At 65.2% G+C, this 25,588-nt stretch carries 22 protein-coding genes; 12 read left to right on the top strand and 10 right to left on the bottom strand.

The window, feature by feature from the left end:
- Window positions 1-2: 2 nt before the first annotated feature.
- Window positions 3-875 (bottom strand): ArgP/LysG family DNA-binding transcriptional regulator, encoded by an 873-nt coding sequence (locus AOP74_RS03425; RefSeq protein ID WP_061960931.1) that lies wholly within the window; start codon window positions 873-875, stop codon window positions 3-5.
- 70 nt (window positions 876-945) lie between these two features.
- Between AOP74_RS03425 and lysE the strand changes: the two genes are divergently transcribed.
- Window positions 946-1,554 (top strand): L-lysine exporter, encoded by a 609-nt coding sequence (lysE, locus tag AOP74_RS03420; RefSeq protein WP_061960930.1) that lies wholly within the window; start codon window positions 946-948, stop codon window positions 1,552-1,554.
- On the opposite strand, the gene AOP74_RS03415 is transcribed toward lysE, so the two are convergent.
- Window positions 1,551-2,720 carry a THUMP-like domain-containing protein gene (locus AOP74_RS03415; protein ID WP_061960929.1) on the bottom strand — a complete coding sequence of 390 codons (1,170 nt, stop codon included), beginning with the start codon at window positions 2,718-2,720 and terminating at the stop codon, window positions 1,551-1,553. The genes lysE and AOP74_RS03415 overlap by 4 nt on opposite strands.
- 193 nt (window positions 2,721-2,913) lie before the next feature.
- On the opposite strand from AOP74_RS03415, the gene groES reads away from it, so the two are divergent.
- Window positions 2,914-3,207, top strand: coding sequence for a co-chaperone GroES (gene groES, locus AOP74_RS03410; RefSeq protein WP_061960928.1), 294 nt, complete (start codon window positions 2,914-2,916; stop codon window positions 3,205-3,207).
- A 130-nt stretch (window positions 3,208-3,337) separates the two neighbouring features.
- Here the strand turns inward: groES and AOP74_RS03405 are convergent, their stop codons facing one another.
- A complete protein-coding gene (locus AOP74_RS03405) occupies window positions 3,338-3,628 on the bottom strand; it encodes a WhiB family transcriptional regulator (protein WP_061960927.1) in 291 nt (96 codons plus the stop codon).
- Window positions 3,629-3,879: 251 nt separating this feature from the next.
- On the opposite strand from AOP74_RS03405, the gene guaB reads away from it, so the two are divergent.
- Window positions 3,880-5,388 (top strand): IMP dehydrogenase, encoded by a 1,509-nt coding sequence (guaB, locus tag AOP74_RS03400; RefSeq protein WP_061960926.1) that lies wholly within the window; start codon window positions 3,880-3,882, stop codon window positions 5,386-5,388.
- 22 nt (window positions 5,389-5,410) lie between these two features.
- Window positions 5,411-6,160 carry a TSUP family transporter gene (locus AOP74_RS03395; RefSeq protein WP_061960925.1) on the top strand — a complete coding sequence of 250 codons (750 nt, stop codon included), beginning with the start codon at window positions 5,411-5,413 and terminating at the stop codon, window positions 6,158-6,160.
- Between the two features lie 119 nt (window positions 6,161-6,279).
- Here AOP74_RS03395 and AOP74_RS03390 read toward each other — a convergent pair whose 3' ends face one another.
- Window positions 6,280-7,554, bottom strand: coding sequence for a Glu/Leu/Phe/Val family dehydrogenase (locus AOP74_RS03390; RefSeq protein WP_061960924.1), 1,275 nt, complete (start codon window positions 7,552-7,554; stop codon window positions 6,280-6,282).
- An 81-nt stretch (window positions 7,555-7,635) separates the two neighbouring features.
- Window positions 7,636-8,343 (bottom strand): exonuclease domain-containing protein, encoded by a 708-nt coding sequence (locus tag AOP74_RS03385; RefSeq protein WP_061960923.1) that lies wholly within the window; start codon window positions 8,341-8,343, stop codon window positions 7,636-7,638.
- A 64-nt stretch (window positions 8,344-8,407) separates the two neighbouring features.
- On the opposite strand from AOP74_RS03385, the gene AOP74_RS03380 reads away from it, so the two are divergent.
- From AOP74_RS03380 to AOP74_RS03365, 4 genes are all read left to right on the top strand, one after another.
- Complete coding sequence (locus tag AOP74_RS03380; protein ID WP_061960922.1) at window positions 8,408-9,532, top strand: GuaB3 family IMP dehydrogenase-related protein; 1,125 nt, start codon at window positions 8,408-8,410, stop codon at window positions 9,530-9,532.
- Between the two features lie 175 nt (window positions 9,533-9,707).
- Window positions 9,708-10,757, top strand: a complete 1,050-nt coding sequence (locus AOP74_RS03375; protein ID WP_061960921.1) for an NAD(P)-dependent alcohol dehydrogenase — start codon at window positions 9,708-9,710, stop codon at window positions 10,755-10,757.
- A 242-nt stretch (window positions 10,758-10,999) separates the two neighbouring features.
- On the top strand, window positions 11,000-11,926 hold the full coding sequence (locus AOP74_RS03370; RefSeq protein WP_061960920.1) for a hypothetical protein: 927 nt from the start codon (window positions 11,000-11,002) through the stop codon (window positions 11,924-11,926).
- An 18-nt stretch (window positions 11,927-11,944) separates the two neighbouring features.
- Complete coding sequence (locus tag AOP74_RS03365; protein ID WP_152649147.1) at window positions 11,945-12,499, top strand: hypothetical protein; 555 nt, start codon at window positions 11,945-11,947, stop codon at window positions 12,497-12,499.
- 21 nt (window positions 12,500-12,520) lie between these two features.
- Here AOP74_RS03365 and AOP74_RS03360 read toward each other — a convergent pair whose 3' ends face one another.
- Window positions 12,521-14,977 carry a phosphoketolase family protein gene (locus tag AOP74_RS03360; RefSeq protein WP_061960918.1) on the bottom strand — a complete coding sequence of 819 codons (2,457 nt, stop codon included), beginning with the start codon at window positions 14,975-14,977 and terminating at the stop codon, window positions 12,521-12,523.
- Between the two features lie 200 nt (window positions 14,978-15,177).
- On the opposite strand from AOP74_RS03360, the gene AOP74_RS03355 reads away from it, so the two are divergent.
- Together AOP74_RS03355 and AOP74_RS03350 are read left to right on the top strand one after the other, a co-directional pair.
- The gene (locus tag AOP74_RS03355) at window positions 15,178-16,086 is read left to right on the top strand and encodes an ABC transporter ATP-binding protein (protein ID WP_061960917.1); all 909 of its coding nucleotides are present in this window, start codon (window positions 15,178-15,180) and stop codon (window positions 16,084-16,086) included.
- Window positions 16,083-17,261, top strand: coding sequence for an ABC transporter permease (locus AOP74_RS03350; RefSeq protein WP_061960916.1), 1,179 nt, complete (start codon window positions 16,083-16,085; stop codon window positions 17,259-17,261). Before AOP74_RS03355 ends, AOP74_RS03350 begins: the two co-directional genes overlap by 4 nt.
- 129 nt (window positions 17,262-17,390) lie before the next feature.
- Here AOP74_RS03350 and AOP74_RS03345 read toward each other — a convergent pair whose 3' ends face one another.
- From AOP74_RS03345 to pta, 4 genes are all read right to left on the bottom strand, one after another.
- The gene (locus tag AOP74_RS03345; protein WP_061960915.1) at window positions 17,391-19,205 is read right to left on the bottom strand and encodes an ABC-F family ATP-binding cassette domain-containing protein; all 1,815 of its coding nucleotides are present in this window, start codon (window positions 19,203-19,205) and stop codon (window positions 17,391-17,393) included.
- A gap of 51 nt (window positions 19,206-19,256) precedes the next feature.
- Entirely contained in the window at window positions 19,257-20,081 is an 825-nt protein-coding gene (locus tag AOP74_RS03340) for a thiamine pyrophosphate-dependent enzyme (RefSeq protein ID WP_160297445.1), read from the bottom strand.
- Between the two features lie 129 nt (window positions 20,082-20,210).
- The gene (locus AOP74_RS03335; RefSeq protein WP_061960913.1) at window positions 20,211-21,347 is read right to left on the bottom strand and encodes an acetate kinase; all 1,137 of its coding nucleotides are present in this window, start codon (window positions 21,345-21,347) and stop codon (window positions 20,211-20,213) included.
- A 12-nt stretch (window positions 21,348-21,359) separates the two neighbouring features.
- Complete coding sequence (pta, locus tag AOP74_RS03330; protein ID WP_061960912.1) at window positions 21,360-23,423, bottom strand: phosphate acetyltransferase; 2,064 nt, start codon at window positions 23,421-23,423, stop codon at window positions 21,360-21,362.
- A 166-nt stretch (window positions 23,424-23,589) separates the two neighbouring features.
- Between pta and AOP74_RS03325 the strand changes: the two genes are divergently transcribed.
- Both AOP74_RS03325 and AOP74_RS03320 read left to right on the top strand, forming a co-directional pair.
- The gene (locus AOP74_RS03325) at window positions 23,590-24,792 is read left to right on the top strand and encodes a GGDEF domain-containing protein (protein WP_061960911.1); all 1,203 of its coding nucleotides are present in this window, start codon (window positions 23,590-23,592) and stop codon (window positions 24,790-24,792) included.
- The gene (locus tag AOP74_RS03320) at window positions 24,789-25,571 is read left to right on the top strand and encodes an SURF1 family cytochrome oxidase biogenesis protein (protein ID WP_061960910.1); all 783 of its coding nucleotides are present in this window, start codon (window positions 24,789-24,791) and stop codon (window positions 25,569-25,571) included. The genes AOP74_RS03325 and AOP74_RS03320 overlap by 4 nt, the downstream gene beginning before the upstream one ends.
- Window positions 25,572-25,588 lie beyond the last annotated feature (17 nt).

The following is a 25,588-nucleotide window of genomic DNA, read 5'->3' as shown; positions in this document are numbered from 1 at the left end:
CGCTATAGCGGCGTGAGGTAATCGCGCGCTGCGGACTGCACTGCATGCGACAGCGCGCCGAGCGTCGTGGAGTGCGCGCGCCACTGCTGCCAATACAGGGTGACGGTGACGGGCGGACCGCCCAGTTCGACCAGGTCTAGCCCCTCGCGCTGCACGGCAGGGAGGAGTCCCCACCCCAGGCCCATCGCAATGGCCTGTGCAAACTCAGTGGAGGACGGCAGGAAATTGCGCGGCGTCAGCCGAGGGTCGGCGCCCACGGCCCGCAGGTACTCGCTCTGAATCGTGTCGCGGCGGTCGAAGTCGACCGCGGGCGCCTGCTCAAGCGCGGCAGTGGTCGCGGCGTCGGGAAACCAGCGGGCTGCGAAGGAGGGGGCCGCAACGGCCTGATAGCTCAGGCGACCCAAGGGGGTCGATGAGCATCCGGGAACGGGTTCCGCGACAGTCGTGACCGCCGCGACCACGGTGCCGTCTGCGAGTAGCGCGGTGGTGTGGGACTCGTCCTCACGATGGATCTCGAGGAGGACGTCGGCGCGGGTCGCCGCCTCGACGAGTGGACCCAGGAGCCAGGCGGCGAGTGAGTCCGCGTTGACGGCGAGCGGCACGGTGGCCGCAGAGCTCTCGAGGCCGAGCTGGTGCGCGAGATCATCGTCAAGGTGGTCAACCTGGCGCGCGTAGCGGATGACGCGTTCTCCCGCGGCGGTGGCGCGCACGGGGCGTGAGCGCACAAGCAGTACCTGGCCGGTGAGGCGTTCGAGCGTGGCAAGGCGCTGGCTCACTGCCGACTGCGTGAGGTGAAGTCGGTGTGCGGCCGCCTCAAGCGTTCCTTCGTCGACCGCGGCCGCGAGCGTGAGGGCGAGATCCACGGGAACCTTCATGTAGTCAGGCTAATGGAAGAGTAGAAACTCTTGGTGGTGCTTAGGTAATGAGGTCGCTAGTTTCGTGCCCATGACGTATCTCATCGGGTTCGGGCTCGGCCTGTCGTTGATCGCGGCCATTGGGGCGCAAAACGTGTTCGTGTTGCGCCAGGGCATTCGCCGTGAACACGTGATCGCCGTTGTCCTGGTGTGTGCCCTGTCCGATGCTGTGCTCATCGCTGCCGGGACAGCCGGCTTGGGCGCGCTGATCGGGGCGCACCCATGGGTCGAGACTGTGGCACGTGCCGGTGGCGCGGTCTTCCTCGGCGTGTACGCGATTCTCGCCGCCCGGCGTGCATGGAAGGGCGGAGACGAGGGCCTCGAAGCGTCGCAGGCGCGGGGCGCGGGCACGACAATCTGGTCGGTTGCGCTCACGACGTTCGCGATCACGTGGCTCAACCCACACGTGTACTTGGACACGGTGGTGCTGCTGGGATCGGTGGCAGGGACCTACGGCGATGAAAAGTGGTTGTTTGCGTTTGGCGCCATGACAGGCTCTTTGGTGTGGTTTACGGTCCTCGGATATGGCGCGCGGTTGCTGTCTGGGGTGCTGGCCAGCCCGCGGTCATGGCGCATCCTCGACGGATTTGTTGCTGTGGTCATGGCCACGCTCGCCGTGATGCTCGTCCTCGGGATCTAGAGCGGCTCGGCAATGATGGCGAGGCGCTTATCGCCCACGCGCGTGAGGAAGAGAGTGACGCGCTGGGATCCGCGGAGCTTGAGTTTGGGCCGGAGTTGCTCAGGAGTGATGTCGACGCCGCGCTTCTTAATGTCCACCGTCCCCACATCGCGAGTCCGCAGGGCAGCGGCAATGACCTTCGCGTGCAAGGGAGCCGTCTCGAGCACGCGCCAACCGCGCACGAAGGGCGAGTCCACAGTGGCACCGCCGGTCAGGTAGGCGATCGACGGATCCATGAGGTGGGTCCCGGTCGCGGCGGCCACTTCGCCGATGAGGCCCGCCCGGATCACGGCCCCGTCCGGCTCAAAGAGAAACTCGCCCAACTCGCCGGCCGGCGCGCGCTCGGTGGAACCCGTGAGCCGGTGCGCACCGCCATCTCGCATGACGAGCGCGGCGTGACCCGCGACGTCCGCGAGCGGTCCGCACCACAGCGCCGCTTCCACGACGGTGCCATCGACGCTGACCCACTCGGCTTCGACATCGTTCGGGATGGCCTCGTGGGGGATCGCCGGCCCCACCTTCACGCCAACCGCGGCGTGAACCGAACGCAGTGCGAGGACGTCGTCGAGCGCGGGGGAGTAGTCCTTGGGATGGTGGCGGCGCCCGCGCGCATTGCGCCGAGCAGGATCCGCAAAGAATCCGTCCACGTCCAGGTGCGCGGCGACCTCCATCGAATCGGCGTGGACTACCTGTGCATCAGGCCAGTGGCGGAGGTTGTGGTCGGCAAGAAGTGCAGTCGCCTCGTCGCGTTCGACCGCAGTGACGGTCAGTCCGAGGGCGCACAGGGCCATGGCGTCCGCGCCAATCCCGCACGTGAGGTCAGCGATCCGCGTCACCCCGGCGTCGCGGAAGCGCGCGCCGTGCCGCGCCGCAACCGCCAGCCGCGTTGCCTGCTCAAGCCCGTCCTGGGTGAGGAGCATCCCGGCGGCAAAGTCGCCGAACTTGACCCGAGCATCGGCCCGTAAGCGAGACTGGGTGAGAACAGCGGCCACGAGCGCCGGATCCACGCCGTCGCCACGCATCGTCTGGCCCCACGCCAACGACTGTTTTTCGTCGTATGGCGGCAACGAGTCCACGAGTGCCCGGCCCTGAGGCGACGTGAGAGAGCGGGCAGTGGCGGCGTCCATGGGGCGATCCTTTCACGGTCGGTGAACAACAGGTGAGATCGGTTAGCACTCGCATGGCGTGAGTGCTAAATTGGACTTGCTCCAGAAGAGGAGCACCCGTGGCCCGCATCGGCCGCCCTGACCCCCGCGACGGCAGGACGGACGCCAGGGACACGGACACAACTGTCATGGATCATGGAAGGTGAGGTCCGCTGTGTCGGTCTCTATCAAGCCTCTTGAGGACAAGGTCGTGGTGAAGCCCTCTGCCGCCGAGCAGACCACCGCGTCCGGCCTCGTCATCCCCGATGCCGCTAAGGAGAAGCCCCAGGAGGGTGAAATCCTGGCGGTCGGCCCGGGTCGTTTCGACGACAACGGGAACCGCATCCCCGTGGACGTCGCGGTGGGTGACAAGGTCATCTACAGCAAGTACGGCGGCACTGAGGTGAAGTACGGCGGCGAAGAGCTGCTGATCCTCTCGTCGCGTGACCTGCTCGGAGTTGTGCAGTAACGCACGTTCCGCAGACGCGAAGAAGCCCCCGACCGGAGATCCGGTTGGGGGCTTCTTACTGTGCGGGCACTCGCTCGGGGGGATGTGCGGTGCGCCGAACGTCTAGAGCGCGGCCTACGGCTTGGGGCTCTTAGCCGGCCTTGGGTAGTCGCTGCACAAGCATGGAGTGGCGCTCGTCTTCGCTGATGCCACCCCAAACACCAAAGGGTTCACGGGCGTCGAGTGAGCGCTCGCGGCACAGGTCGAGAACCGGGCACCGCTCGCAGTAGGCCTTCGCGGCTTCCGCGCGGCGTCGGCGAGCGGCTCCGCGCTCACCCTCGGGGTGGAAGAAGAGGTCGGGGTCTGCCTCCCGGCACGCTCCGCTGTACTGCCACTCCCACTGCTCCTGCGTTGGTGCGGGAAGCTTTGCAACTGTACTCATGGCACTCCTTACACGTTCGGGCCTTGCGACCGCATCCACTACTCGCCGTTGAGCAGTGGACAACTCCAGATTTCACCCCACTATTTGGTGCCGGCTCCAACCGTCGACACCAGGTGTGTTGTGGCCATCTCTCCTATTCATACTCCCCGGATCAGGGCTTGGCTAGACCTTTCGCAGAAATAGGAAGGAAGGTTTACGGGGCGTTTCCCTGCTGTTCGCTCGGTGCGTGCGCAGGCCCGTAGAATCGAGCAATGGCGACAGTCGACAACAATCCTTTCAGCTTCACCGGCCTCACCTACGACGACGTGCTTCTCCTGCCTGGACAGAGCGACGTCATCCCGTCGGAGGTTTCGACCACGACGCGACTGACCCGGGGCATCACCATCGAGACGCCGCTGCTCAGCGCCGCGATGGACACCGTCACCGAGGCGCGGATGGCCATCGCCATGGCGCGCCAGGGCGGCATTGGCGTGCTGCACCGCAACCTGTCGATCGCTGATCAGGCTCACCAGGTGGAGATCGTCAAGCGATCCGAGTCCGGCATGATCACCGACCCCGTCACCGTCAGCCCTGAGGCCACCCTCACCGAGCTCGATGAACTGTGCGGCAAGTACCGCGTGTCCGGCCTCCCGGTTGTCGACGAAGAGCGCCGCCTGCTCGGCATCATCACCAACCGCGACCTGCGCTTCATCGACCACAGCGATTACGAGGGCCGCAAGGTCCGCGAGGCCATGACCCCCATGCCGCTCATCACGGCCCCCACGGGTGTCTCCAACGCCGACGCCGCAGAGTTGCTGGCGCAGCACAAGGTTGAGAAGCTGCCCCTGGTTGACGACGCTGGCCACCTCACGGGCCTCATCACCGTGAAGGACTTCGTCAAGACGTCGCGCTACCCCAAGGCCACCAAGGACGAGCAGGGCCGTCTCCGCGTGGCTGCCGCGGTCGGCTTCTATGGCGACGCCTGGGAGCGCGCCACCGCGCTGGTCGAGGCTGGCGTCGACGCACTTGTTGTTGACACTGCTCACGGCCACGCGCAGGCCATGATCGACATGATCACGCGCCTCAAGTCAGACCCCACCACGTCGCACGTCCAGGTCATTGGCGGCAACGTCGCGACCCGCGAGGGCGCTCAGGCGCTTGTCGACGCCGGTGTGGACGCCGTGAAGGTTGGCGTTGGGCCGGGATCGATTTGCACGACTCGCGTTGTCGCGGGTGTGGGCGTTCCCCAGGTGACCGCCGTGTGGGAGGCGTACCAGGCTGCGGGTCCCGCGGGTGTCCCGGTGATCGCCGATGGTGGGCTTCAGTTCTCCGGCGACATCGCCAAGGCCATGGTGGCCGGCGCAGAGTCAGTGATGATCGGTTCGCTGTTCGCCGGCTGCGCCGAGGCCCCCGGAGACCTGGTGCTCGTGGGCGGCAAGCAGTTCAAGATGTACCGCGGCATGGGTTCGATGGGAGCGATGGCCTCACGCGGCCGCGTCTCCTACTCCAAGGACCGCTACTTCCAGTCGGACGCCCCCAGCGACGACGACATCATCCCCGAGGGCATCGAGGGCCGCGTTCCGTTCAAAGGATCGCTGCACGACGTTGCCCGCCAGCTCGTGGGCGGCCTGGGCCAGTCCATGTTCTACGTCGGTGCGCGCAACATCGACGAGCTGCGCTCGCGCGGCAAGTTCGTGCGCATCACCCCCGCGGGTCTCAAGGAATCGCACCCCCACGACATTCAGATGACCGTGGAGGCGCCCAACTACACGGGGCGCTGAGCGGCAACGAACTGACACACGCGTGGATATCGGTTGGGAGATCCTTCTCCTTCTCGCCGTGGTCGCGCTGTTGGCCGGGTGCCTCGACACGCTTGCCGGAGGCGGCGGCCTGATCACGGTGCCCGCGCTGATGTTGGCCGGGTTGCCCCCGCTTGAGGCGCTCGCGACCAATAAGCTCCAGGCTCCGGCCGGCACCGGTATGGCCACCTACCAGGTCATACGAAAACACGGCGTGAGATGGGCCGATGTTCGCTGGCCAATGTTGTGGGCTTTCCTTGGGTCTGTGGCTGGCACGATCGCGATCCTTTTCGTATCCGCCGACGCCCTCGAGATTGTGATTCCCGTGGTGCTGGCGCTGATCGCGGCGTACTTCCTGTTCGTGCCCAAGTCCCATGAGCCACCGGCAAAGCCGCGCATGAGCGACCCGGCATACGAGGCGACAGTGGTGCCGGCCATCGGTGCCTACGACGGCGCGTTCGGTCCTGGGACTGGGTCTCTGTTCGCGCTGTCTGGGGTCGCGCTGCGGGCACTTCCGCTGCGGCGCTCCACCGCGATCGCCAAGACGCTCAACTTCGCCACTAACATCGCGTCGCTCATCGTATTCATCATCGCCGGAAAGATCGTGTGGATCGTGGGTGCGGTGATGATTGCCGGTCAGCTCATTGGCGCATACATCGGGTCACACATCTTGTTGCGCGTGAACCCCATGGTGCTGCGCGTGCTGATCGTGGTGGTCTCGCTCGTCATGCTGTGGCGCGTGCTCGTTTCCTAGTCGCGGCACTCCGGTCCCACACGCCCGGCCTCGCCCAGCACTGCCTGAAATGGAGCACGGGCCGCCATCGAGGCGTGCTCGTGGCGGCCAGCGCTCCATTGCAGCGGCTGAGGTGCAGATCAGGGGTAGAGGCCCCGGAGCTCGTGAGCTTCGAGGACGCGCCGGACCGCGAGAGCTGTTGCAGCCTGGCGATAGGTCAAACCGTGAGCACCCGCGTAGTCCACGACGTCGCGCCATGCGTCCGTCATCTTTTCTTCGAGTCGGTCGTTCACCTCACGTTCGCGCCACTGATACGCCTGGTTGGATTGCACCCATTCGAAGTAGGACACAATCACTCCGCCGGCGTTGGCAAGGATGTCTGGAACGACGAGCACGCCGCGATCGGTGAGGATGGCGTCAGCCTCCTGGGTCGTGGGCCCGTTCGCGCCCTCGACGACGATGCGCGCTCGAATATCGGCCGCGTTCTGTGCGGTGATGACTCCCTCGACGGCGGCAGGCACCACGACGTCGACGTCAAGGGTGAGCAGGGAGCCAGGGTGAATGCTCTCGGTGTCGTCGAACCCCACAACGGATCCCGTGCGGTCCACGTGCGCGCCAAGTCGAGTGATGTCGAGTCCGTCGCCGTCAAAGATTGCGCCGTCGACGTCGGACACGGCCAGGACACGTACTCCGGCCTCGGCGAGAAGCCGAGCCGCACCGCGGCCCACCTTTCCGAATCCCTGCACAGACGCCGTTGCGCCTTCTGGCTCAATGCCCTTTGAGGACATCGCCATCATGGCGATATGTGCGACACCTCGTGAGGTTGCACCAGCGCGTCCGAGCGAACCTCCAAGGGCGATTGGCTTTCCAGTGACAACGCCGGGCACAGTGTGACCCTTCGCCACGGAGTACGTGTCCATGATCCACGCCATGGTGTTCTCATCCGTGCCGATGTCGGGCGCGGGGATGTCGGTGTCCGGTCCGATGACCGGCAGGATCTCTGACGTGTAGCGACGCGTCACGCGCTCGAGCTCAGCGGCCGAGTGGTCGCGCGGCTCAATTGCCACGCCACCCTTGGCTCCGCCGTAGGGCACGTCCACGAGCGCACACTTCCACGTCATCCACATCGCGAGCGCGCGGACCTCGTCGAGGTCAACGGCGGTCGAGAAGCGCAGCCCACCCTTAGTAGGGCCGCGCGAGAAGTTGTGCTGAACGCGGTAGCCCGAGAACACTGCCGTGGTTCCGTCGTCGCGACGCAGAGGCACGGCAACTTGGAGTTCTCGCCGGGGCATCGCCAGCATCTCGTGGAGCCCTGGTGCACACTTCAGGTGAGCGACCGCCTCGGTCAGCTGCGCCTGGGCGTCATGCCAAGGACCATGGATCACTGCCGCGTCTCCGCTGGCAGGTGTGTTCATTCGTGCCTCCTCGTTGAGTTCTTTCGACTTTAACGCGGTGCAGATGCGAATCCTGCACGGATTCGGAGTGAAAAACGACGATTATTTAGAAGCGACGGGCCATTCGGGTCTCGGCAAGTCTTCGGTGCGCCCCTTGGACTTGAGCCAGGACGCGAAGTCGGTCGCCCACACCCGGTGCGCCTCGACCTGCTGGCCCTGCAAGTCAGCGAGAGCGACTTCACCCAGGGTGCGGTGCGCGCGCGCCATCGCAGGCAAGAGGTCCAGCGTCGCGGCGACGTCAGCATCCGCAGCGTGGAGGTCATCGGCGACGACACTCACGCCGTAGTGCTCGCACATGTTGATCAGCCGGCGTGGACCCTTGCGCCACTTGTCCAGGTGCCGATCCAGCACCAACGGGTCCACTACAGGTGCGATTCCACCGGGAAGCCGCGAGGCCAGCGACGCTAGGCCGTTGCGCTCCAACTCCGCCTCCATGATCGACAAGTCGAACTGGGCGTTGAAGGCGACCACGGGAAAGCCTGCACCCATCGCCGCGGCGAGAATGCCTGCGATCTCTTCCAAAGCATCGGCCGGTGGAACTCCATGTTCCTGTGCGTACGCCGTCGTGATCCCGTGGACTTCCGTGGCTCGCTCGGGAATCTCCACTCCGGGATCGATGAGCCAGGTCCGCGTCGTGGTCTCACCGCCCGTGCGAGTGAGGATCGCGGCAGTGACGATCCGGTCGTGGGACGTGGACACGCCCGTGGTCTCGGTGTCGAACCCCACCATGGTCTCGTCTAACCAACTCATGGCACCACTCTTCCATGTGCCCCTGACATTCCCCACTAAATATAAGGAGCGATAGGGTGGAGCAGTGAGTAATGAGATCGAGATCGGCGCTGGCAAGCGTGGCCGCCGCGCATTTTCCTTTGATGACATCGCTGTGGTGCCGTCGCGCCGTACCCGCGACCCCCAGCAGGTGTCGCTGAGTTGGCAGATCGACGCCTTCCAGTTCGACATCCCGGTGATTGCGGCGCCGATGGACTCCGTCATGAGCCCCGCCACCGCCATCGCGCTGGGGCGTCTGGGCGGACTCGGGGTGCTCGACCTCGAAGGGCTGTGGACGCGTTACGAGGACCCCACGTCGCTGCTCGAGGAGATCGCGCAGCTTGAAGGGGCCGCCGCGACTACGCGGATGCAGGAGATCTACCGCGAGCCCATTAAGGACGAGCTCATCACCGAGCGCTTGCGCGAGATCCGCGCAGCGGACGTGACGGTCGCGGGAGCCCTGAGCCCCCAGCGCACCCAAGAGCACTACGAGACGGTGCTCAAGGCCGGCGTTGACCTGTTCGTGATTCGCGGCACCACCGTGTCCGCCGAGCACGTCTCCGAGCACGTTGAGCCGCTCAACCTCAAGAAGTTCATCTACGACCTAGACGTCCCCGTCATCGTTGGCGGCGCGTCGACGTACCAGGCTGGTTTGCACTTGATGCGTACCGGTGCCGCGGGCGTCCTCGTGGGCTTTGGTGGCGGCTCCGCCCAGCGCACCCGCGCGACAGTCGGAATCCACGCCCCCATGGCGACCGCCGTGTCCGACATCGCGGCGGCACGTCGCGACTACCTCGACGAGTCCGGCGGCCGCTACGTGCACGTCATCGCCGACGGTGGTCTGGGGCGTTCCGGTGACCTCGTGAAGGCTTTCGCGTGTGGGGCCGATGCTGTGATGCTGGGTTCCGCACTCGCTCGCGCCTCGGAGGCGCCGGGGCAGGGTTATCACTGGGGCCAGGAGGCGTACCACTCGGAGCTTCCCCGCGGCGAGCGCGTCGAGGTCGGCACCGGCGGCAGCCTTGAGGAGATCCTCAACGGCCCTGCGCACTCCGCAGACGGCACCACCAACATCATGGGCGCGCTGCGTCGCTCGATGGCCACGACCGGCTACTCGGACCTCAAGGAGTTCCAGCGCGTCGACGTGGTTATTTCGCCTTACGACCCGATGTGATTCTCGGCCGCGCCCCCCAGACGTGAGAATTCTCACACTCTGTGCGGTGCGGGCTGGAGTGGACCATTTCGCGGACCGTACGAACGCTCCGCAGGCATAGGGTGGAGGGACCACGACGTGCCCGGGGGCATCGAGGCTCGCGGTACCTGTCCGCCGTGGTGGATTGGAGCCAGTCATGAAGGCCGTTCGGTTCGAAGCGTGGCACACACCGCCCGTCCTCAAGGACATTGAGCGCCCCGCCCCAGGTCCCGGTGAAGTTCTCCTGAAGGTGGCCGGTGCGGGCGCCTGCCACTCTGACGTCTCCGTCTTCCAGGACTACGACGACTCCCTCCCCATCGCGAAGCTCATGGCACCTGAGTACACGCTGGGTCACGAGACGTCGGGCTGGGTTGAGGAGGTCGGCGAAGGCGTCCTCGGCGTTGAGAAGGGCGAGGCCTTCCTGGTCTATGGCCCCATTGGCTGTGGGCTGTGCCCCGCGTGCTCGCGTGGCCAGGACACATATTGCATCAACCAGATGACCAACCCGTACGCGGCGATTGGCTTGGGGCGCGATGGCGGCATGGCGGAGTACATGGTGGTTCCGTCTCGTAACTTGGTGCCGCTAGGTGACGCGGACCCGGTGGCGGCCGCGCCATTGGCCGATGCTGGCCTCACCCCGTACCACGCGATCAAGAACGCGGCTCCTCGCCTTGTGGGCGGAGGTCGGTATGCGCTGGTGATCGGTTTGGGTGGCTTGGGCCAGGTTGCCGTGCAGATTCTGCAGGCAATCACCGGAGCGACCGTCATCGCGACGGACATGAAGGAAGACGCAATGGCTGCGGCCGAAGCGCGCGGGGCAGTGACCGTCCCGGGCGGTGAAGGCCAGGCTGAGCGGATCCGCGAAATCACGGGCGGGACCGGTGTCAACGCGGTCTTCGACTTCGTGGGGATCACGCCCACCATCAAGCTCGCGCGTGAGGTCGTTGCGATTCAGGGCTCAGTCACCGTCGCTGGGATCGCGAACGGTGTCGCCGAGTGGAGCTTCTTCACCACGCCCTACGAGTCAAGCCTGACGAACACGTATTGGGGCACCATCGAGGACCTCCACGAGATCGCGGCCCTCTATCGCGATGGCAAGATTGAGATGGATGTCACGACATTCACGATGGACGAGGCGCTTGACGCGTACCAGAAGCTGGTCAACCACGAGATTCTTGGCCGCGCCGTGGTTGTGCCGCACTCCTAAGACCTAACCCGCTCTTCACCTCGGGGCCGTCGCGCATCATGCGTGGCGGCCCCGAGGCATGTCCGGCGGGGCCGTCGCTCGAGGCCACGCGTAGGGTTACGATCCCGTGACACACGATCTCTCCTGTTGTGGCATGCCTCACACTGTGTCAGTGTTGACGGGCAGGCTTCGATGGCATCGGTGCTTCTGCGAGGGGTGCGGATTCCTGCGATCCATCGAGAAGATCGTTGCTGAGGGACACCATGAAATCGACCACCACCATCTTTGCCATTGGCGGACTTGCCGCCGCACTGACGCTCTCTGCGTGCTCCAACCCGCTTGAAGACGCGACCAACGGCCTCATCGAAGGCGCTGCGGAAAAAGCGCTCGAGGCGGGTTCGGGTGGAGACGCGGACATCGATCTCAACCTGGATGGGGACGGAGCGGACCTTCCCGACGGTTGGCCGGACGGGCTTCCGGTGCCCGACGGCACCATCCAGCAGTCATCGAATATCGAAGGCACCCTGACGATATCGATGCTCGTCGAGGACTCCGCAGTGCTCGACGACCTGGATGCGAAACTCACTGGCGCCGGCTACGCCCTGAACGAAGATGCGAGCGCGTCTCTCGGCAGCGGCGAAGACGATCTCCTTGAGAGCCGCATGTATTCCGGAAACGGCCACGACGTCATCGTGGGACTCGTGGGCGCACCCGGCGAGTACTTCTTCAGCATGACCGTCGTCCCAAGTGACGGCGATGATGAACCAGTCGAATCTGATGCGGCAGATGACACGGCCATGGACGATTCGTCCGACGAGTCCATGGAGGACTCCACCGACGATTCCGCCAGTGACGGCGGCGATGACTTCACGTTCGGAGAGGGCGTCCCCGACAGTTGGCCCGACGAGATCCCCGTGCCCGACGGCGAAGTTATCGAGGGCTTCGGTACCGACGGCGAGTGGTACCTGGTGGTGTCCCTAGACGGTCCGGAGGGGATGGACGAGCACGGACTTTCCATGGTCGCCGAAGGCTTCACCGTGGTGGAGGGGTCATCGGTTGATCTTGAGCTGGGCGAGGGCGAGGTCAGCCGTCTCCGGGAATACACGAATGGGACGTACCGAGTGGCCATGGTCTACGCCGGCACCAACGAGGAGTACTTGCTCAACACGATTGTGACAATCGAAGAATAGAGAGACAGAGGACACGGCGTGACTACTTCAAAGGCCGCACGGCATTGGGTGACAGGAACCATCGCTGGACTGGCCAGCCTCGCGCTCATCGCGGGATGCTCGAGCGACTCAGAGGGTGACGACACGCCCGCGGACGACACGACCATGGAATCGACCGTTGACGACTCGATGGAGGAATCCACCGACGACGCCAGGGAGGAAGATTCCACGGATGACGACGCGATGGAAGAGGACGATGCGGAGGCGGCCGATGCCGGCGACGGCGCCGAAGACGAGATCTTGGCATCCCTTCCATTGCCCGACCAAGAGCCTGACGAAATGATGGATTTCTGGCCAGACTTCGTGACCTACGAGTTCTACGAGGGCATCACGGTCGGTGACGTGACAAGTCTCAAAGGTGAAATTCAGGGCGCGGGTTGGTCCAACGGGACCACCGAGAGCGGCGCCATTGGCGAGACAGTCGACACGTTCACCTCTGATGACAACGACTACACCGTGAGGATGACGTACTTCCTCGACGGTGGGGCGTTGTCTTACGTGATCTACGCCCCGGGTTTCGAGCCGTCCGCATAGGCCGGCCCGAAACCCATCCCGCTACTCGTTATCACCGCCGGTGTCCTGCACCCCGGCCATGGCTTCGCGGGTCTCAGCCCCAGCATCGGGCCATACCCAGTTGGCCACCTCGGGAAGGTCCGCGCCGTGAATACGTGCGTACCGCCTTGCCGCAAGGCGCTGGTCTGACAGCTGCTGACGCAGGAGCGCGGCGCGGGTTCCCAACCCAGGAACGCGGTCGATCACGTCCATCACCAGGTGGAAGCGGTCAATGTCGTTCAGCATCGCCATGTCGAACGGCGTGGTCGTGGTGCCTTCCTCCTTGAATCCGCGCACGTGCAGGTTGTTGTGCCCGGTGCGGCGGTAGGTGAGGCGATGGATGAGCCACGGGTAGCCGTGGTAGTTGAAGATGATCGGCTTGTCGGTCGTGAAGAGCTGGTCGAAGGCGCGGTCGCTCATTCCGTGGGGGTGCTCACCCTCGGGCTGGAGCCGCATCAGGTCGACCACGTTGATCATGCGCACCTTGAGGTCGGGTAGCTCCCTACGCAGAATGTCGATCGCTGCGAGGATCTCAAGGGTGGGCACGTCTCCGGCTGCCGCCAGTACCACGTCAGGCTCCTCGCCCAGCGGCACGTTGGACGCGAAGTCCCAAATACCTAGGCCACGCGTGCAGTGGTCTTCGGCCTGCTCCATCGTGAGCCATTGCGGTGCCGGTTGCTTGCCCGCGATCACCACGTTGACGTAATCACGCGAGCGCAAGCAGTGGTCGTAGGTCGACAAGAGCGTGTTGGCGTCCGCGGGGAGGTAAACGCGGACCACTTCGGCCTTCTTGTTGACGACGTGGTCAATGAAGCCGGGGTCTTGGTGCGAGAAGCCGTTGTGGTCTTGGCGCCACACGTGGCTGGACAGCAGGTAGTTCAGCGATGCGATGGGCCGGCGCCAGGGAAGTTCGCGAGAGACCTTGAGCCACTTGGCGTGCTGATTGAACATCGAGTCGATGATGTGAATGAACGCCTCGTAGGACGTGAAGAGCCCGTGGCGACCGGTCAGCAGGTAGCCCTCGAGCCACCCCTGGCACTGGTGCTCGGACAACATCTCGATGACCTGGCCGGACGCGGCGGTGTGGGTGCCATCGTCCTCCCGTTCGCCCTCCCAGACCTTGTCTGTGACCTCGAGGACCGCTTGAAGGCGGTTGGAGGCCAGCTCGTCGGGCGCAAAGATTCGGAAGTTATCCATGTTGGCTTCCATGACCGCCCGCAGGAACTCACCGAGTTGCCGGGTGGCCTCGACGGGGCCGGCGCCCGGATTGGGCACATCAACGGCGAAGTCGCGGAAGTCCGGCATGACGAGGTCGCGGAGCACCAGCCCACCGTTGGCCTCTGGCCGCGCGGACATGCGTAGTTCCCCTTCGGGGGCAATGGCGCGGGTCTCGGGGTATGGCGCGCCTGTCTCGTCAAAGAGCTCATCCGGGCGGTACGACTGCATCCAGTCCTCGAGGACGTGGAGGTGCTCGTCGGTGTCACGGGCGCTGGACAGCGGCACCTGGTGCGCGCGCCACGAGCCTTCCGTGACCTCGTCATCGATCTGAGGCGGGCAGGTCCACCCCTTGGGGGTACGCAGCACAATCATGGGCCAGGCCGGGCGGTCCATCTCGGGATCCTGCGCCGCCTGCTGCTTGATGTCCGCGATCTCATCCATCACGTCGTCGACCATGGCGGCAAAGCGCTCGTGGATGGACTCGTGCGACTCGTCATCGAAGCCCGCCACAAACACGTGCGGCGTGTGCCCGTAGCCGCGCATGAGCGCATCGAGCTCGTCGTCCCCGATGCGCGCGAGCACGGTGGGGTTGGCGATCTTGTAGCCGTTGAGGTGGAGGATCGGCAGGACGACGCCGTCGGTCGCGGGGTTAACGAACTTGTTGGAGTGCCAGCTCGTCGCGAGCGGCCCGGTCTCTGCCTCGCCGTCACCCACGATCGCCGCAACCAGGAGATCCGGGTTGTTGAACGCGGCGCCATAGGCGTGGGACAAAGAGTACCCCAACTCGCCGCCCTCGTGGATCGATCCCGGAGTCTCTGGCGCGACATGTGATGGGATGCCGCCGGGGAAGGAGAACTGCGTGAAGAGTTTCTTCATCCCTTCGTCGTCGGCAGAAATGTGCGGGTATGTCTCTGTGTACGTTCCGTCGAGGAAGCTCGACGCGACCAGGCCGGGTCCGCCGTGACCGGGGCCGGTGATGTACATCGTGGGCTGCTGCCGCGCCTTAATCATGCGGTTGAGGTGCGCGTAGAGGAAGTTCAGGCCGGGGGTCGTCCCCCAGTGGCCCACGAGGCGTGGCTTGACGTGATCGCGGTGGAGCGGCTCGCGCAGCAGGGGATTGTCGAGCAGGTAGATCTGCCCGATCGACATGTAGTTGGTGGCGCGCCACCACCGGTCAACCGCATCAATCTCTTCCGCCGTGGCGGAATCCGCGGTGCGGGGCATCCAGGAACTCGTGGTCATCTCTACCTCCATCGTCGGTGGGGAACCTGGTCACTAGCGTTCCACCTGCGGGCGACTTGTGCAGGGTAATCGGGCCGACGCTTGGAAGACTTGGTCGCAGGCAGTGACCTTGCGTACGTATCGTCCACACGGACGACCCTGCACGTCAGGGCCCGCCTGTACCGTGGTGCGAGCAAACGACGGGCTACAAGGAGTGATGCATGGCGGTCTTGGAGATCGACGGACTCGAGAAGTCATACGGCGCGGTTCGCGCGCTTGACGGCGTCTCGTTCAATGTCCCGGGGGGCGAGATCTTTGGATTCGTGGGATCCAACGGTGCTGGTAAGACCACAACGATGCGCATCATCCTTGGTGTGCTGCGTGGCGATGGCGGCCAGGTGCGCTGGAACGGCACGCCCGTGGACCTCTCGGTACGCAAGCGCATCGGCTACATGCCGGAAGAGCGCGGCCTTTATCCGCGCATGAAGGTGGGCGAACAACTCGTCTACCTCGCGCGCCTTCATGGCATGGACGTTGCCGAGGCCACCGCATCAATGGAGCATTGGACCGAGGTGCTCGGGGTTTCCGAGCGCCGTCACGATGAGGTCGACAAACTGTCGCTCGGTAACCAACAGCGGGTTCAGTTGGCGGCCGCGTTGGTGCATGACCCCGAGATCCTGGTGCTCGATGAGCCATTCTCGGGTCTCGACCCCGTCGCAGTTGCCGTCATGAGTGACGTGCTCCGCGGCCAGGCGGCCAAGGGCGTGCCGGTGATCTTCTCCTCGCACCAACTCGAACTGGTGGAGAGGTTGTGCGACCGCGTCGGGATCGTGAAATCTGGCCGGCTCGTGGCCCTGGGAACAACCGACGAATTGCGCACCACCGAACGGCTCCAGTGGGAACTGGGCCTCGCGGACGGTGACCTCACGGGCACGTGGCCCGGGGTGACCGTCACCGCGCAAGGCGACCACACCTGGCTCGTCGAAGCCGACTCTCGCGCGGCTGCCCAGGCCGTCCTAGCATCGGCCGTATCGCAAGCAACCGTGACGCAGTTCGCTCCTGTGCGCCCGTCGCTGACGGACCTGTTCCAAGACGTGGTCAGTGAGACCGAGGAGGGGAGCGACGCATGATGTGGCTGATTGCGACGCGGGAATTTCGCACCCGCACTTTGGCCAAGGCCAACCTGATTTCGACTTCCATCATGCTGGTGCTCGTGGTGGGCGGCGCCTTGCTCGCCAAGCCCTTCCTGTCGGACACCGAGCCGGAGGCCACCGTGCTCGCGGTGGACTCTGCGACGGCCGCGCCCCTGATCCCGTTCATTGAGGCGGCGGCTGAGGCGCAGGGCATGGACGTCGAGATCGAAGAACTAGACGCTGAGGTCGACGGTGCGGATACGACGCTTCCCGAGGACGCGGCAGGCCTCATTGTGGGCCCCGTCGAGACTCCCGAGCTGTTCATGGAGGACAGCGACGATGCCGTGGTGGCCTTGGTGCATTCCGCCACGCAGGCTGCAGTGTTGGATGCTCAGGTCACTGACCTCGGTGGCGATCCTGCCCAAATCGGTGCCGCGCTCGCGGCCGCGACGCCCACGGTCACGCCCGTGGGGGACGCTGATGACTTTGACCCGGAGACGTTCTTTGCGGGCCTGGTGGTCTGTGTGGTGCTGTTCGTCGTCCTGATCCAGAGCGCATCAGTCATCATGATGGGCGTCGTGGAGGAGAAGTCCTCGCGCGTAGTCGAGGTGCTTCTCGCGACAGTGCGCCCCGTGACGCTGCTGGGCGGAAAGGTGCTGGGCGTGGGGCTGTACTCACTGGTGCAGGCCGTGACACTGTTCCTGCCGATTCTCTTTGCGTCCTGGTATCTGGGCTTCTTGGAGTCGCTGGAGGTCCCGGTGGGCACGATTGTGGCGAACTTCGCCGTGTGGTTCGTGCTGGGCTTCGCGATCTTCACGATCTTCTTTGGCGGGCTCGCAGCGCTGGTGTCTCGCCAAGAGGACATCGGCTCGGTGACAACGCCCATGATGCTGCTGATGATGGTGCCGCTGTATCTCGCGATCTACCTAGTGCCGAACAACCCCGACGGGACCGCGACGGTAGTGCTGACGCAGATTCCGTTCTTCGCGCCGTTCATGGTGCCGATGCGCGCGGCGTTTGGCGCCATTTCCACCGGCGAGACTGTCCTCGCAGTTGTGATCTGCCTCGTGACCATCCCCGTGCTGACCTGGATTGCAGGCAAGGTCTACGCCGGCGCGGTGCTGAACACAGGCGGGCGCATGAAGCTGACGGAGGCTTTCAAGCGCGGTTGATCCGCCGCTTAGACCGCCTCGACAATAGGACATGAGCGCACGGAATCGACATGTTTCGGGCGCTCATGTCCCAATAACGCGTGATGGCGCACGGGGGTGTGCGCGGTGCGCGGCGACGGTCGGGCGGGGCTAGGCGCCTAGCTCTTCGGACAGTTCGAGCCAGCGCTCTTCGAGTTCGGCGGTCTCGGCCTCGAACTCGCGGAGTTTGGCGGTGAATGAGCCGAGGGTCTCGTAATCGGACTGGTCGTGTGCCGCCATCTGGTCGTGGATCTTGACGGCGTCGCGCTCGAGGCGCTTCATCCGACGCTCCACGGCGGACAATTCCTTTTCCAGTGCGCGCCGCTCGGCACCACCAGCGGCAAGGGCTGACGACTGGCCGGAGGCTCCATCGGCGCCGAACGTGCCGACTCCTCCGGACGCCGCACGGCGCTCGCGCGTGAGGTGCACATACTCGTCGATGCCGCCGGGAAGGTGGCGTAGGCCGCCGTCGAGTACCGCATACTGCTGGTCCGTGACGCGCTCAAGGAGATATCGGTCGTGACTGACCACCAGGAGCGTTCCGGGCCACGAGTCGAGGAGATCCTCCATCGCCGCCAGGACATCGGTGTCGAGGTCGTTGGTGGGCTCGTCCAGAACCAACACGTTGGGCTCGGTGAGGAGAACCATGAGGAGCTGGAGGCGCCGGCGCTGACCGCCGCTAAGGCGCCCCACCTGAATCTTGAGTTGCGCGCTGGTGAATCCCAGGCGCTCAAGTAGCTGCGTGGGCGTCATCTCGGAGCCGTCGGACAGCTCGATCGACTGGAAGCGCTTGACCAGGCCGGAGACTCGTTCATCCGCGACGTCATCGAGTTCAGCCAGTTGCTGTGACAGCGTCGCGACTCGTACCGTCTTGCCGGTCTTCACGCGGCCAGAGGTCGGCTCAACATCGCCGGTGATGAGCTTCAGCAGCGTGGACTTACCCGCGCCGTTGGTGCCCAGGATGCCCGTGCGCTCGCCGGGGCCGATGTTCCAGTCGACCTCGTGAAGAACCTCGCGGGTGCCGCCGTCCGGGTGCGGATACGCCACTGAGCAGCGGATGAGCTCCACCACATCCTTGCCGAGGCGGGATGCGGCCATGCGGGCCAGCTGCACCTTGTCGCGCACGGGAGGGACATCCGCAATGAGTTCGTTGGCGGCATCGATGCGGAACTTCGGCTTCGAGGTGCGGGCCGGCGCGCCGCGCTGGAGCCACGCAAGTTCCTTGCGCATCAGGTTCTGGCGCTTGGCCTCCGTTGCGGCGGCGATCCGGTCGCGCTCGACGCGCTGGAGCACGTATGCCGCGTAGCCGCCCTCGTACTGGTCGACGATTCCGTCGTGAACTTCCCACGTCCGCTCCGTGACCGCGTCAAGGAACCAACGGTCGTGTGTGACGACGCATAGAGCTCCGCGGCCGCGCGCCCAGCGGCGCTTCAGGTGCTCCGCGAGCCACGCCACGCCATCGACGTCGAGGTGGTTGGTGGGCTCATCGAGGAACACCACGTCGTGCTCGCCGACGAGGACGTGCGCCAAGGCAACGCGACGTTGCTGGCCGCCGGAGAGGTTCCCCACGACGGCATCGGCCGGAAGATCGGGGACCAGGCCAGACATGATGTCGCGCACCCGCGGGTCGGAGGCCCATTCGTGGGTGTCTGCGTCGCCCACGATGGCGTCGAGAACGGTGAGCGACTCGTCGACGTGGTCTGACTGATCGAGGACGCCCACGCTGGTGCCACGTGAAGTGGTGACCTGCCCGCCGTGCGGATTGAGGCGTCCAGCGAGGATCGCCATGAGCGATGACTTGCCCGCGCCGTTGGCGCCGACGATGCCGATGCGGTCGCCGTCCTCGAGGCCAATCGTCACCTCATCGAGGACAGTGCCGGTGCCGAAGTCGAGGTGGACGCCCTGAGCGCCAATGAGATGTGCCACCTGTCAAGGGTAGACGCGTCTCCGTTCGTCAATAACTCGCGGTGTGCGGATTCAGGTTTCGCGACTTGTGCGTGAGGCCCCGGACCCGGTTCTTGTGGCCGCAGGTTCTTCACGGCTAGCTCCGGATGCGGCGCGGCACCGGTCTGGATCCCAGGAGGCATCCGCCCGCAGCGCGACTAAAGGCCACGCGAGGCCACTGGCAAGCGCGCCGTCGTTGGAGTCCATCTTGAGGTGTGCCACGGAGTCAAGCGCGTCTTCGAGGACGACGGCCACGCTGCGGTGGATGTCGACGGGCTCGTCTTCGGCGAAGTCCACCACGACGGTGTAGGTCGCGAACCCGCCAGCGCGGAGCATGTTCTCGCGGGCATCGACGTCGTCGAGAGTCTCGTCGGCTGGCGCGTACATGATCGGCAGCACCGCGCCGTGAACGCCGGGACGGAGCGCGTCGACGGCGTGCGCGTCTAGCGAGTCAATCTGCGTGTACATCCGCTCGGTCATGAGCGGCACTGCCAGCACGTGGGGGTCTGACATCGCGAGCTCGAGGGCGGCTGCAAGAGGAGACGAGTCTCCGGTGTGGCGCGCCTCAATCTCCTGCGGCCCAAACATGTCGCCCGTGACGAGGTCGGACATCGGCGTAAAGCCATGGCCGCGCTCGTGCGCAGTGCCCGCGGTGAAGAACACCGCGCGAAGGCGTCGCCGGTGCGCCGCACGGTCCACGTGCGTGAGCACAAAGGTGTGCATCGGGTCGCGGCTCCACGTGCAGGCACCATCGGCCGCCGCTTCAATGCCGTCTCGCCAACGCCGGTCTAGGCGCGCGAGGAAGTCGTCGGAGGGCTCACGGGTCGCGCTCACCGTCCACACTGACGTGTCAGACATGCTGTATCGCTCCTTGCCAGCGCCCGCCATCCGGGCGCCGGTGGAGTCACCTTACGTGCGAGTGAACGAGCACCCAGTGCGACAAGCCCAAAACGGACATGTCGGATAAGTCACACCTGGGGGTGCGGCCTAGCTCGCAGCCGCGACGGACTGCACGGCGATCTCGCGCTCCTCGTTGGTGGGAATGACCCAGACCTGAATGCGCGAGTCGTCGGTGCTGATGAGCGTGGCTTCCTTCTTGCGGCCCGCATTGCGGTCGGGGTCCAGCACAATGCCCATTTCCTCGAGTCCTCCCAGGGCACCAGCGCGCACCACGTGGTCGTTTTCGCCCACGCCTGCGGTAAACGTGATGGCATCCAGGTGGCCGAGCTGCGCGTAGTACTGACCCACGTAGCCGCGGATGCGTCGGCAATAGACGTCCATCGCGACCTTGGCCTCGTGAGAACCCGTGGCAATCGCGGCGTTCACGTCGCGCATGTCGGAGTAACCGGTCATGCCGAGCATTCCCGACTGGCGGTTCAGCAGCGTGTCGACCTCGTCGACCGTCATGCCGGCCGTGCGTGCGAGGTGGGTGACGACGGCGGGGTCGATGTCGCCGGAGCGGGTTCCCATGACGAGCCCCTCGAGCGGGGTGAGGCCCATCGACGTGTCGACGCAGCGCCCTCGTTGAACAGCAGCGGCCGATGCTCCATTACCTAGGTGCAGAACGATCGTGTTGATCTCGTCGTACGAGCGGCCCATCTGCTTTGCGGTTTCGCGCGAGACGTACGAGTGCGAGGTGCCGTGGAATCCGTAGCGGCGCACACCGTGTTCGGCGGCGACGCGGCGGTCGATCGCGTAGGTGTAGGCCGCTTCGGGGAGCGTCGAGTGGAACGCTGTGTCGAAAATCGCGACGTGGGGGAGGTTCGGGAAGGCCGCACGGGCGGCATTGATGCCAGCGAGGTTGGCGGGAATGTGGAGTGGGCCCAGAGGTGCGAGCAGCGCAATGGTCCTCTCGACGGCGTCATCGATGATGGTGGGCGCGGAGAACTCCTCGCCGCCGTGCAGGACGCGGTGGCCCACGACCGTGATGTCTGCGATGTCGACGCCAGATCCTGGCTGCTCAAGCGACGCGATGATGGTTTGCACGCCTTCGCTGTGGTTCGTGACGCGCTCGACGAGACCTACGGTCAGGGGTTCCTCGCGTGTGGTGTCGACCACCTGGTACTTGATCGAACTCGAACCACAGTTGAGGACCAGTGCGGTCCCCTCGTAATTGACGCTCACGCGTGTTCCTCCCTAGGCGTCCAGGCCCTGTGCCTGAATCGCGGTGATAGCCACAGTATTGACGATGTCTTGGACGAGTGCGCCACGCGACAAGTCGTTCACGGGCTTGCGTAGACCCTGCAACACCGGGCCCACGGCTACGGCGCCCGCCGAGCGCTGCACGGCCTTATAGGTGTTGTTACCCGTGTTGAGGTCAGGGAACACCAACACGGTGGCCTGGCCGGCGACGGGGGAGTCCGGTGCCTTCTTCGCGGCGACGGTTGGTTCCACGGCTGCGTCGTACTGCATCGGCCCGTCCACCAAGAGATCCGGGCGGCGCTCCTTGACGATCCGCGTCGCCTCTCGCACCTTGTCCACGTCCTGCCCCGATCCGGACTCGCCGGTGGAGTACGACAACATCGCGACGCGCGGCTCGATGTGGAACTGCTGGGCGGTCTCGGCAGAGGAGATCGCGATGTCCGCGAGCTGCTCCGCCGTGGGGTCGGGATTCACGGCGCAGTCGCCGTATACCAAGACCCGGTCAGCGAGGCACATGAAGAACACAGACGACACGACCCCGACGCCAGGAGCCGTCTTGATGACCCGGAAGGAGGGCGTAATCGTGTGCGCTGTGGTGTGCGCGGCACCGGAGACCATGCCGTCGGCCATGCCTTCGAGCACCATCATCGTGCCGAAGTAGCTGACGTCCTGGACTAGGTCACGCGCGTGGTCCACGGTGACGCCCTTCGAGGAGCGGATCTCCGCATACTTCTCAGCGAAGGGCTCCACGTACTCGGGGTCCGATGGGGACACGATGCGGGCCGCGTCGATGTCGATACCCAACTCTCCGGCTCGCTGGCGTAGAGCGGATTCCGTGCCCAAGATGGTGAGGTCAACGACGTCACGCGTGAGCAGGGTCGATGCTGCACGCAGGATGCGGTCGTCGTCACCTTCGGGCAGGACGATGTGCTTGCGGCTTGATCGAGCGCGGTCCAAAAGGTCGTATTCGAACATCAGGGGAGTGACGACGTCGGTGCGGGCGACGTCGAGCAGCGCGCCGAGCGCGGCGGTGTCGACATTGCGGTCAAAGAGGCTCAGCGCCACGTCCACTTTGACGGCGGAGTCACGGGAGAGCCGGCCGCGAGTGTTCCAGCACTGGTTTGCGGTCTCGAAGGTGCCCAACTCTGTGCGGATGATAGGTAGGGAGGAGCCCGTTCCGGCCACGAGGCGGCTGACCGTCTCCGACGGCACCAGGCCACCGTTAAGGATGATGCCCGACAGTGTCGGGAATCCCTCGGCACTGTGGGCCGTGATCAAGGTGAGAACGGCATCGGACCTATCTCCCGGAACGATGACCACGGCATCGTCCTTCAAGTGTGCCAAGAGGTTTTCCGAGGTCATGGCGCCCACGAGCACGCGGCGCACCTCGCGAGACAGCAACTCGGGATCGCCCGCGAGCAGTTCGCCGTCGACGGCCTCCATGAGTTGTCCCAGGTGCGGGGCCACGAGCAGAGGGTCTTCCGGGATTGCTCCCATGCACAGGCCCTCGGGAAGCTGATCGCGGATTTGATCCAGCTGATCGGGATTGCAGCGGTTGGCAAATACTGCGGCAATGTGCGCGTGGGAGTCTTCTAGCTCGTTACTGGCTTGCTCGACAACGCGGGCAACCTCGCGCGGGGTGCGGTCCTTGCCGTGCACCACGAGTGCCACGGGTGCCCCAAGGTTTGCGGCAATGCGCGCGTTGAATTCGAGTTCCGCCGCGGCAGACACGTCGGTGTAGTCGGTGCCGACGATCACGACCGCATCGCACTTGCGCTCGACCTCGTGATAGCGAGACATGATGGTCGCGAGGGCAGCCTCGGGATCGCGGTGCACGTCCTCGTAGGTCACTCCCACGGCCTCGTCGTACGAGAGGTCGACCCCGTCGTGCCCAAGGAGCAAGTCGAGCACGTAGTCCGAGCCGTCCGCCACGCGCGCCACGGGCCGGAAGACCCCCACGCGCGTCACAGTCCGCGCCAGGAGCGCCGTGATTCCTAGGGCCACCGTTGACTTACCGGTGTCGCCCTCTGCCGATGCGATGTAAATGTTCCGAGCCACGTGGACATCCTTTCACGCAGGGGCCATGCATGCCCCGTGACTGTGGTCCCATTCATCAACAGCCGTAGAGGATGTCGGCGCCCGCGCGTAGGCTGGGGGATCTGAGGGGCTACGGCCGCCGGCTCGCGAACCCGCGTGAGCCGATTGCCGTGGGTGTGAGGGACCCATGACAGCTGAGGATTCGGGCGTGCGACGCGACCGCGCGTTCTCTGGCGCCGTCGCACGCCTGCTTGACCGTCGCGTGGGTGGCCTCGAGGGGGAAACGGGGCGCGCAGCGACCACGACGCAGGCGTTTCTGATCCTGTGCCTGGCGCTGTCGCTCGGCTACGACATCTTCTATCTCACCTACGACGCAACGGGACTGCGCTATCTCATCCTGATGCACAATCTCTGGATTGCCCTGTACGTCGGAGCCATCGTGATGGTGCGCCTGGGCCATCAACTGACGGCTGCCCTGGCTGCGTTCGCGATCCCGACGATCCAGATGGTCTTCGCGACCTGGTTCCTGGGGTGGGAGTCGGGAATCCAGCTCTACATGCTGGGTGCCGCGCAGCTGGTGTACGTCCTCCTGACGCAGCGCCAGCGCCTATGGCGGGCGTTCTGGATGCTCGTGTCGTTGGGGTCGTTCCTTATCTGTCAGGTCGCGTTTCCCGCTTCTCGCGCCCAATACGAGATGCCTCAAACGGTTCTCAACACGATGTTCTCTATTGCCGCGGTCATCACTGCGGGCCTCCTCTTTTCCCTCGCGGCCCTCACCCACCATCGTGGGGAGCAGGCCCGCGAACTGGCCGCGCTGTCCGCGGAGCAAGCCGAATTCTTGGCCAACACGGACGCGCTGACGGGGCTAGCGACACGAAGGCCCGTGCTCAGTCGCCTCGACGCGCTCGCCGCGGTAGGCGGGAGTCCGTACTGCGTCGCCATCGCGGACCTCGACAAGTTCAAGGACCTCAACGACGAGCATGGGCACCAGTGCGGTGACACGGTGCTGACCGAGGTCGGCGTACGCGTGCGCGCAGAATTGAGGGTGAGCGATTCCGTGGGAAGATGGGGCGGCGAGGAGTTCATCTTCGTCCTGCCCGATGTTTCCCTCGAGGACGCCGCGTTGACGATGGAGCGCATCCGCCGGTCTATTGGCGAGCGAGCAATCCTGTGTGGCGATCACGAGCACTATGTGACTGTGTCGATCGGTGTGACGAACGGTGAGCACGTCGGTACCGCGCACTACGCAATTAAGCGGGCCGACGACGCACTGTATAAGTCCAAGCAGGAGGGACGCGACCGAGTGAGCGCCGTACGCCGAGAACCCAGTGTCGACGAAGAACTTCCGCGAGCCGCCGATCGCAGGCGTGTGCGCGGAGCTGGGGCGTGAGCGGCCGTACTCCCGGATCGGTCAAGTGGGGCGCGGTCCTCGGCGTTGGGGCTTTCGGCACCATCGTCATCATCGTATGCGTCTCGCTGGGCTGGTGGCAGTGGAGCGCAGGCACCCACGCACAGGCGCCACCTCCTGACCTCACGCCTGTCCCCATTGCGGAGGCCCTGGAGCCGGCGAGCCCTGCAGAGGGAAGCGTCGGCACAGCTGTCGAAGCCCCCGGGCAGTGGGCCGATGCTGAGGCTGCCTTGGTTTCCGGACGCACCATCGAGGACGAGGAAGCAGTTCTGGTGGTCCGCCCGTTCACGGTGAGCGCCGATGCCACGGGCACCGGGGAGCCGGGAACGCTCGCGGTCGTGGTGGGTTGGCTTCCCGCCGGCGACATCACTGAGGTCTCTCAGGCCCCAAGTGTTACGACCGACGTCGTGGGCTACCTACGCGGATCTGAAGGATTGGCCGGGATCGGCGAGACACCCCAGACCCACGTTCCCGGAGCTTTCTGGGTGCCGACCCTGTCGCCGGCGATCTTCGCGCAGCACTGGGACAGCCCGCTGTACTCGGCGGTCCTCGTCAATCACGCCCCTGAAGAGGGGCTCAACGCGATGCCCGAGCCCGAGCCTGAGACCTCGCTGAACTTCCGCTCCATCACGTACGCCTTGGAATGGTGGTTGTTCGGGGCCTTCTTCGCGTTCATCGCCGCACGGTGGATACGGGACAATGGACGGGTGCCGCGTGACCCCATTGACGAGGACATGGAGGCACCCAACCCGGCCCTGTGAGTCCACAAGCCCCGCTC

The organism is Demequina flava (genome assembly GCF_000975035.1).
GTDB classification, from domain to species: domain Bacteria; phylum Actinomycetota; class Actinomycetes; order Actinomycetales; family Demequinaceae; genus Demequina; species Demequina flava.
This window is presented reverse-complemented; position numbering and strand designations above follow the sequence as displayed.

Bases quoted from the DNA above. Each gene is read 5' to 3' on its own strand.
- guaB (WP_061960926.1), top strand. From the start codon at position 3,880: ATGGCGACAGTCGACAACAATCCTTTCAGCTTCACCGGCCTCACCTAC.
- lysE (WP_061960930.1), top strand. From the start codon at position 946: ATGACGTATCTCATCGGGTTCGGGCTCGGCCTGTCGTTGATCGCGGCC.
- AOP74_RS03370 (WP_061960920.1), top strand. From the start codon at position 11,000: ATGAAATCGACCACCACCATCTTTGCCATTGGCGGACTTGCCGCCGCA.
- AOP74_RS03355 (WP_061960917.1), top strand. From the start codon at position 15,178: ATGGCGGTCTTGGAGATCGACGGACTCGAGAAGTCATACGGCGCGGTT.
- AOP74_RS03425 (WP_061960931.1), bottom strand. From the start codon at position 875: ATGAAGGTTCCCGTGGATCTCGCCCTCACGCTCGCGGCCGCGGTCGAC.
- AOP74_RS03350 (WP_061960916.1), top strand. From the start codon at position 16,083: ATGATGTGGCTGATTGCGACGCGGGAATTTCGCACCCGCACTTTGGCC.
- AOP74_RS03360 (WP_061960918.1), bottom strand. From the start codon at position 14,977: ATGACCACGAGTTCCTGGATGCCCCGCACCGCGGATTCCGCCACGGCG.
- AOP74_RS03325 (WP_061960911.1), top strand. From the start codon at position 23,590: ATGACAGCTGAGGATTCGGGCGTGCGACGCGACCGCGCGTTCTCTGGC.
- AOP74_RS03385 (WP_061960923.1), bottom strand. From the start codon at position 8,343: ATGAGTTGGTTAGACGAGACCATGGTGGGGTTCGACACCGAGACCACG.
- AOP74_RS03415 (WP_061960929.1), bottom strand. From the start codon at position 2,720: ATGGACGCCGCCACTGCCCGCTCTCTCACGTCGCCTCAGGGCCGGGCA.
- AOP74_RS03375 (WP_061960921.1), top strand. From the start codon at position 9,708: ATGAAGGCCGTTCGGTTCGAAGCGTGGCACACACCGCCCGTCCTCAAG.
- AOP74_RS03340 (WP_160297445.1), bottom strand. From the start codon at position 20,081: ATGTCTGACACGTCAGTGTGGACGGTGAGCGCGACCCGTGAGCCCTCC.
- AOP74_RS03405 (WP_061960927.1), bottom strand. From the start codon at position 3,628: ATGAGTACAGTTGCAAAGCTTCCCGCACCAACGCAGGAGCAGTGGGAG.
- AOP74_RS03390 (WP_061960924.1), bottom strand. From the start codon at position 7,554: ATGAACACACCTGCCAGCGGAGACGCGGCAGTGATCCATGGTCCTTGG.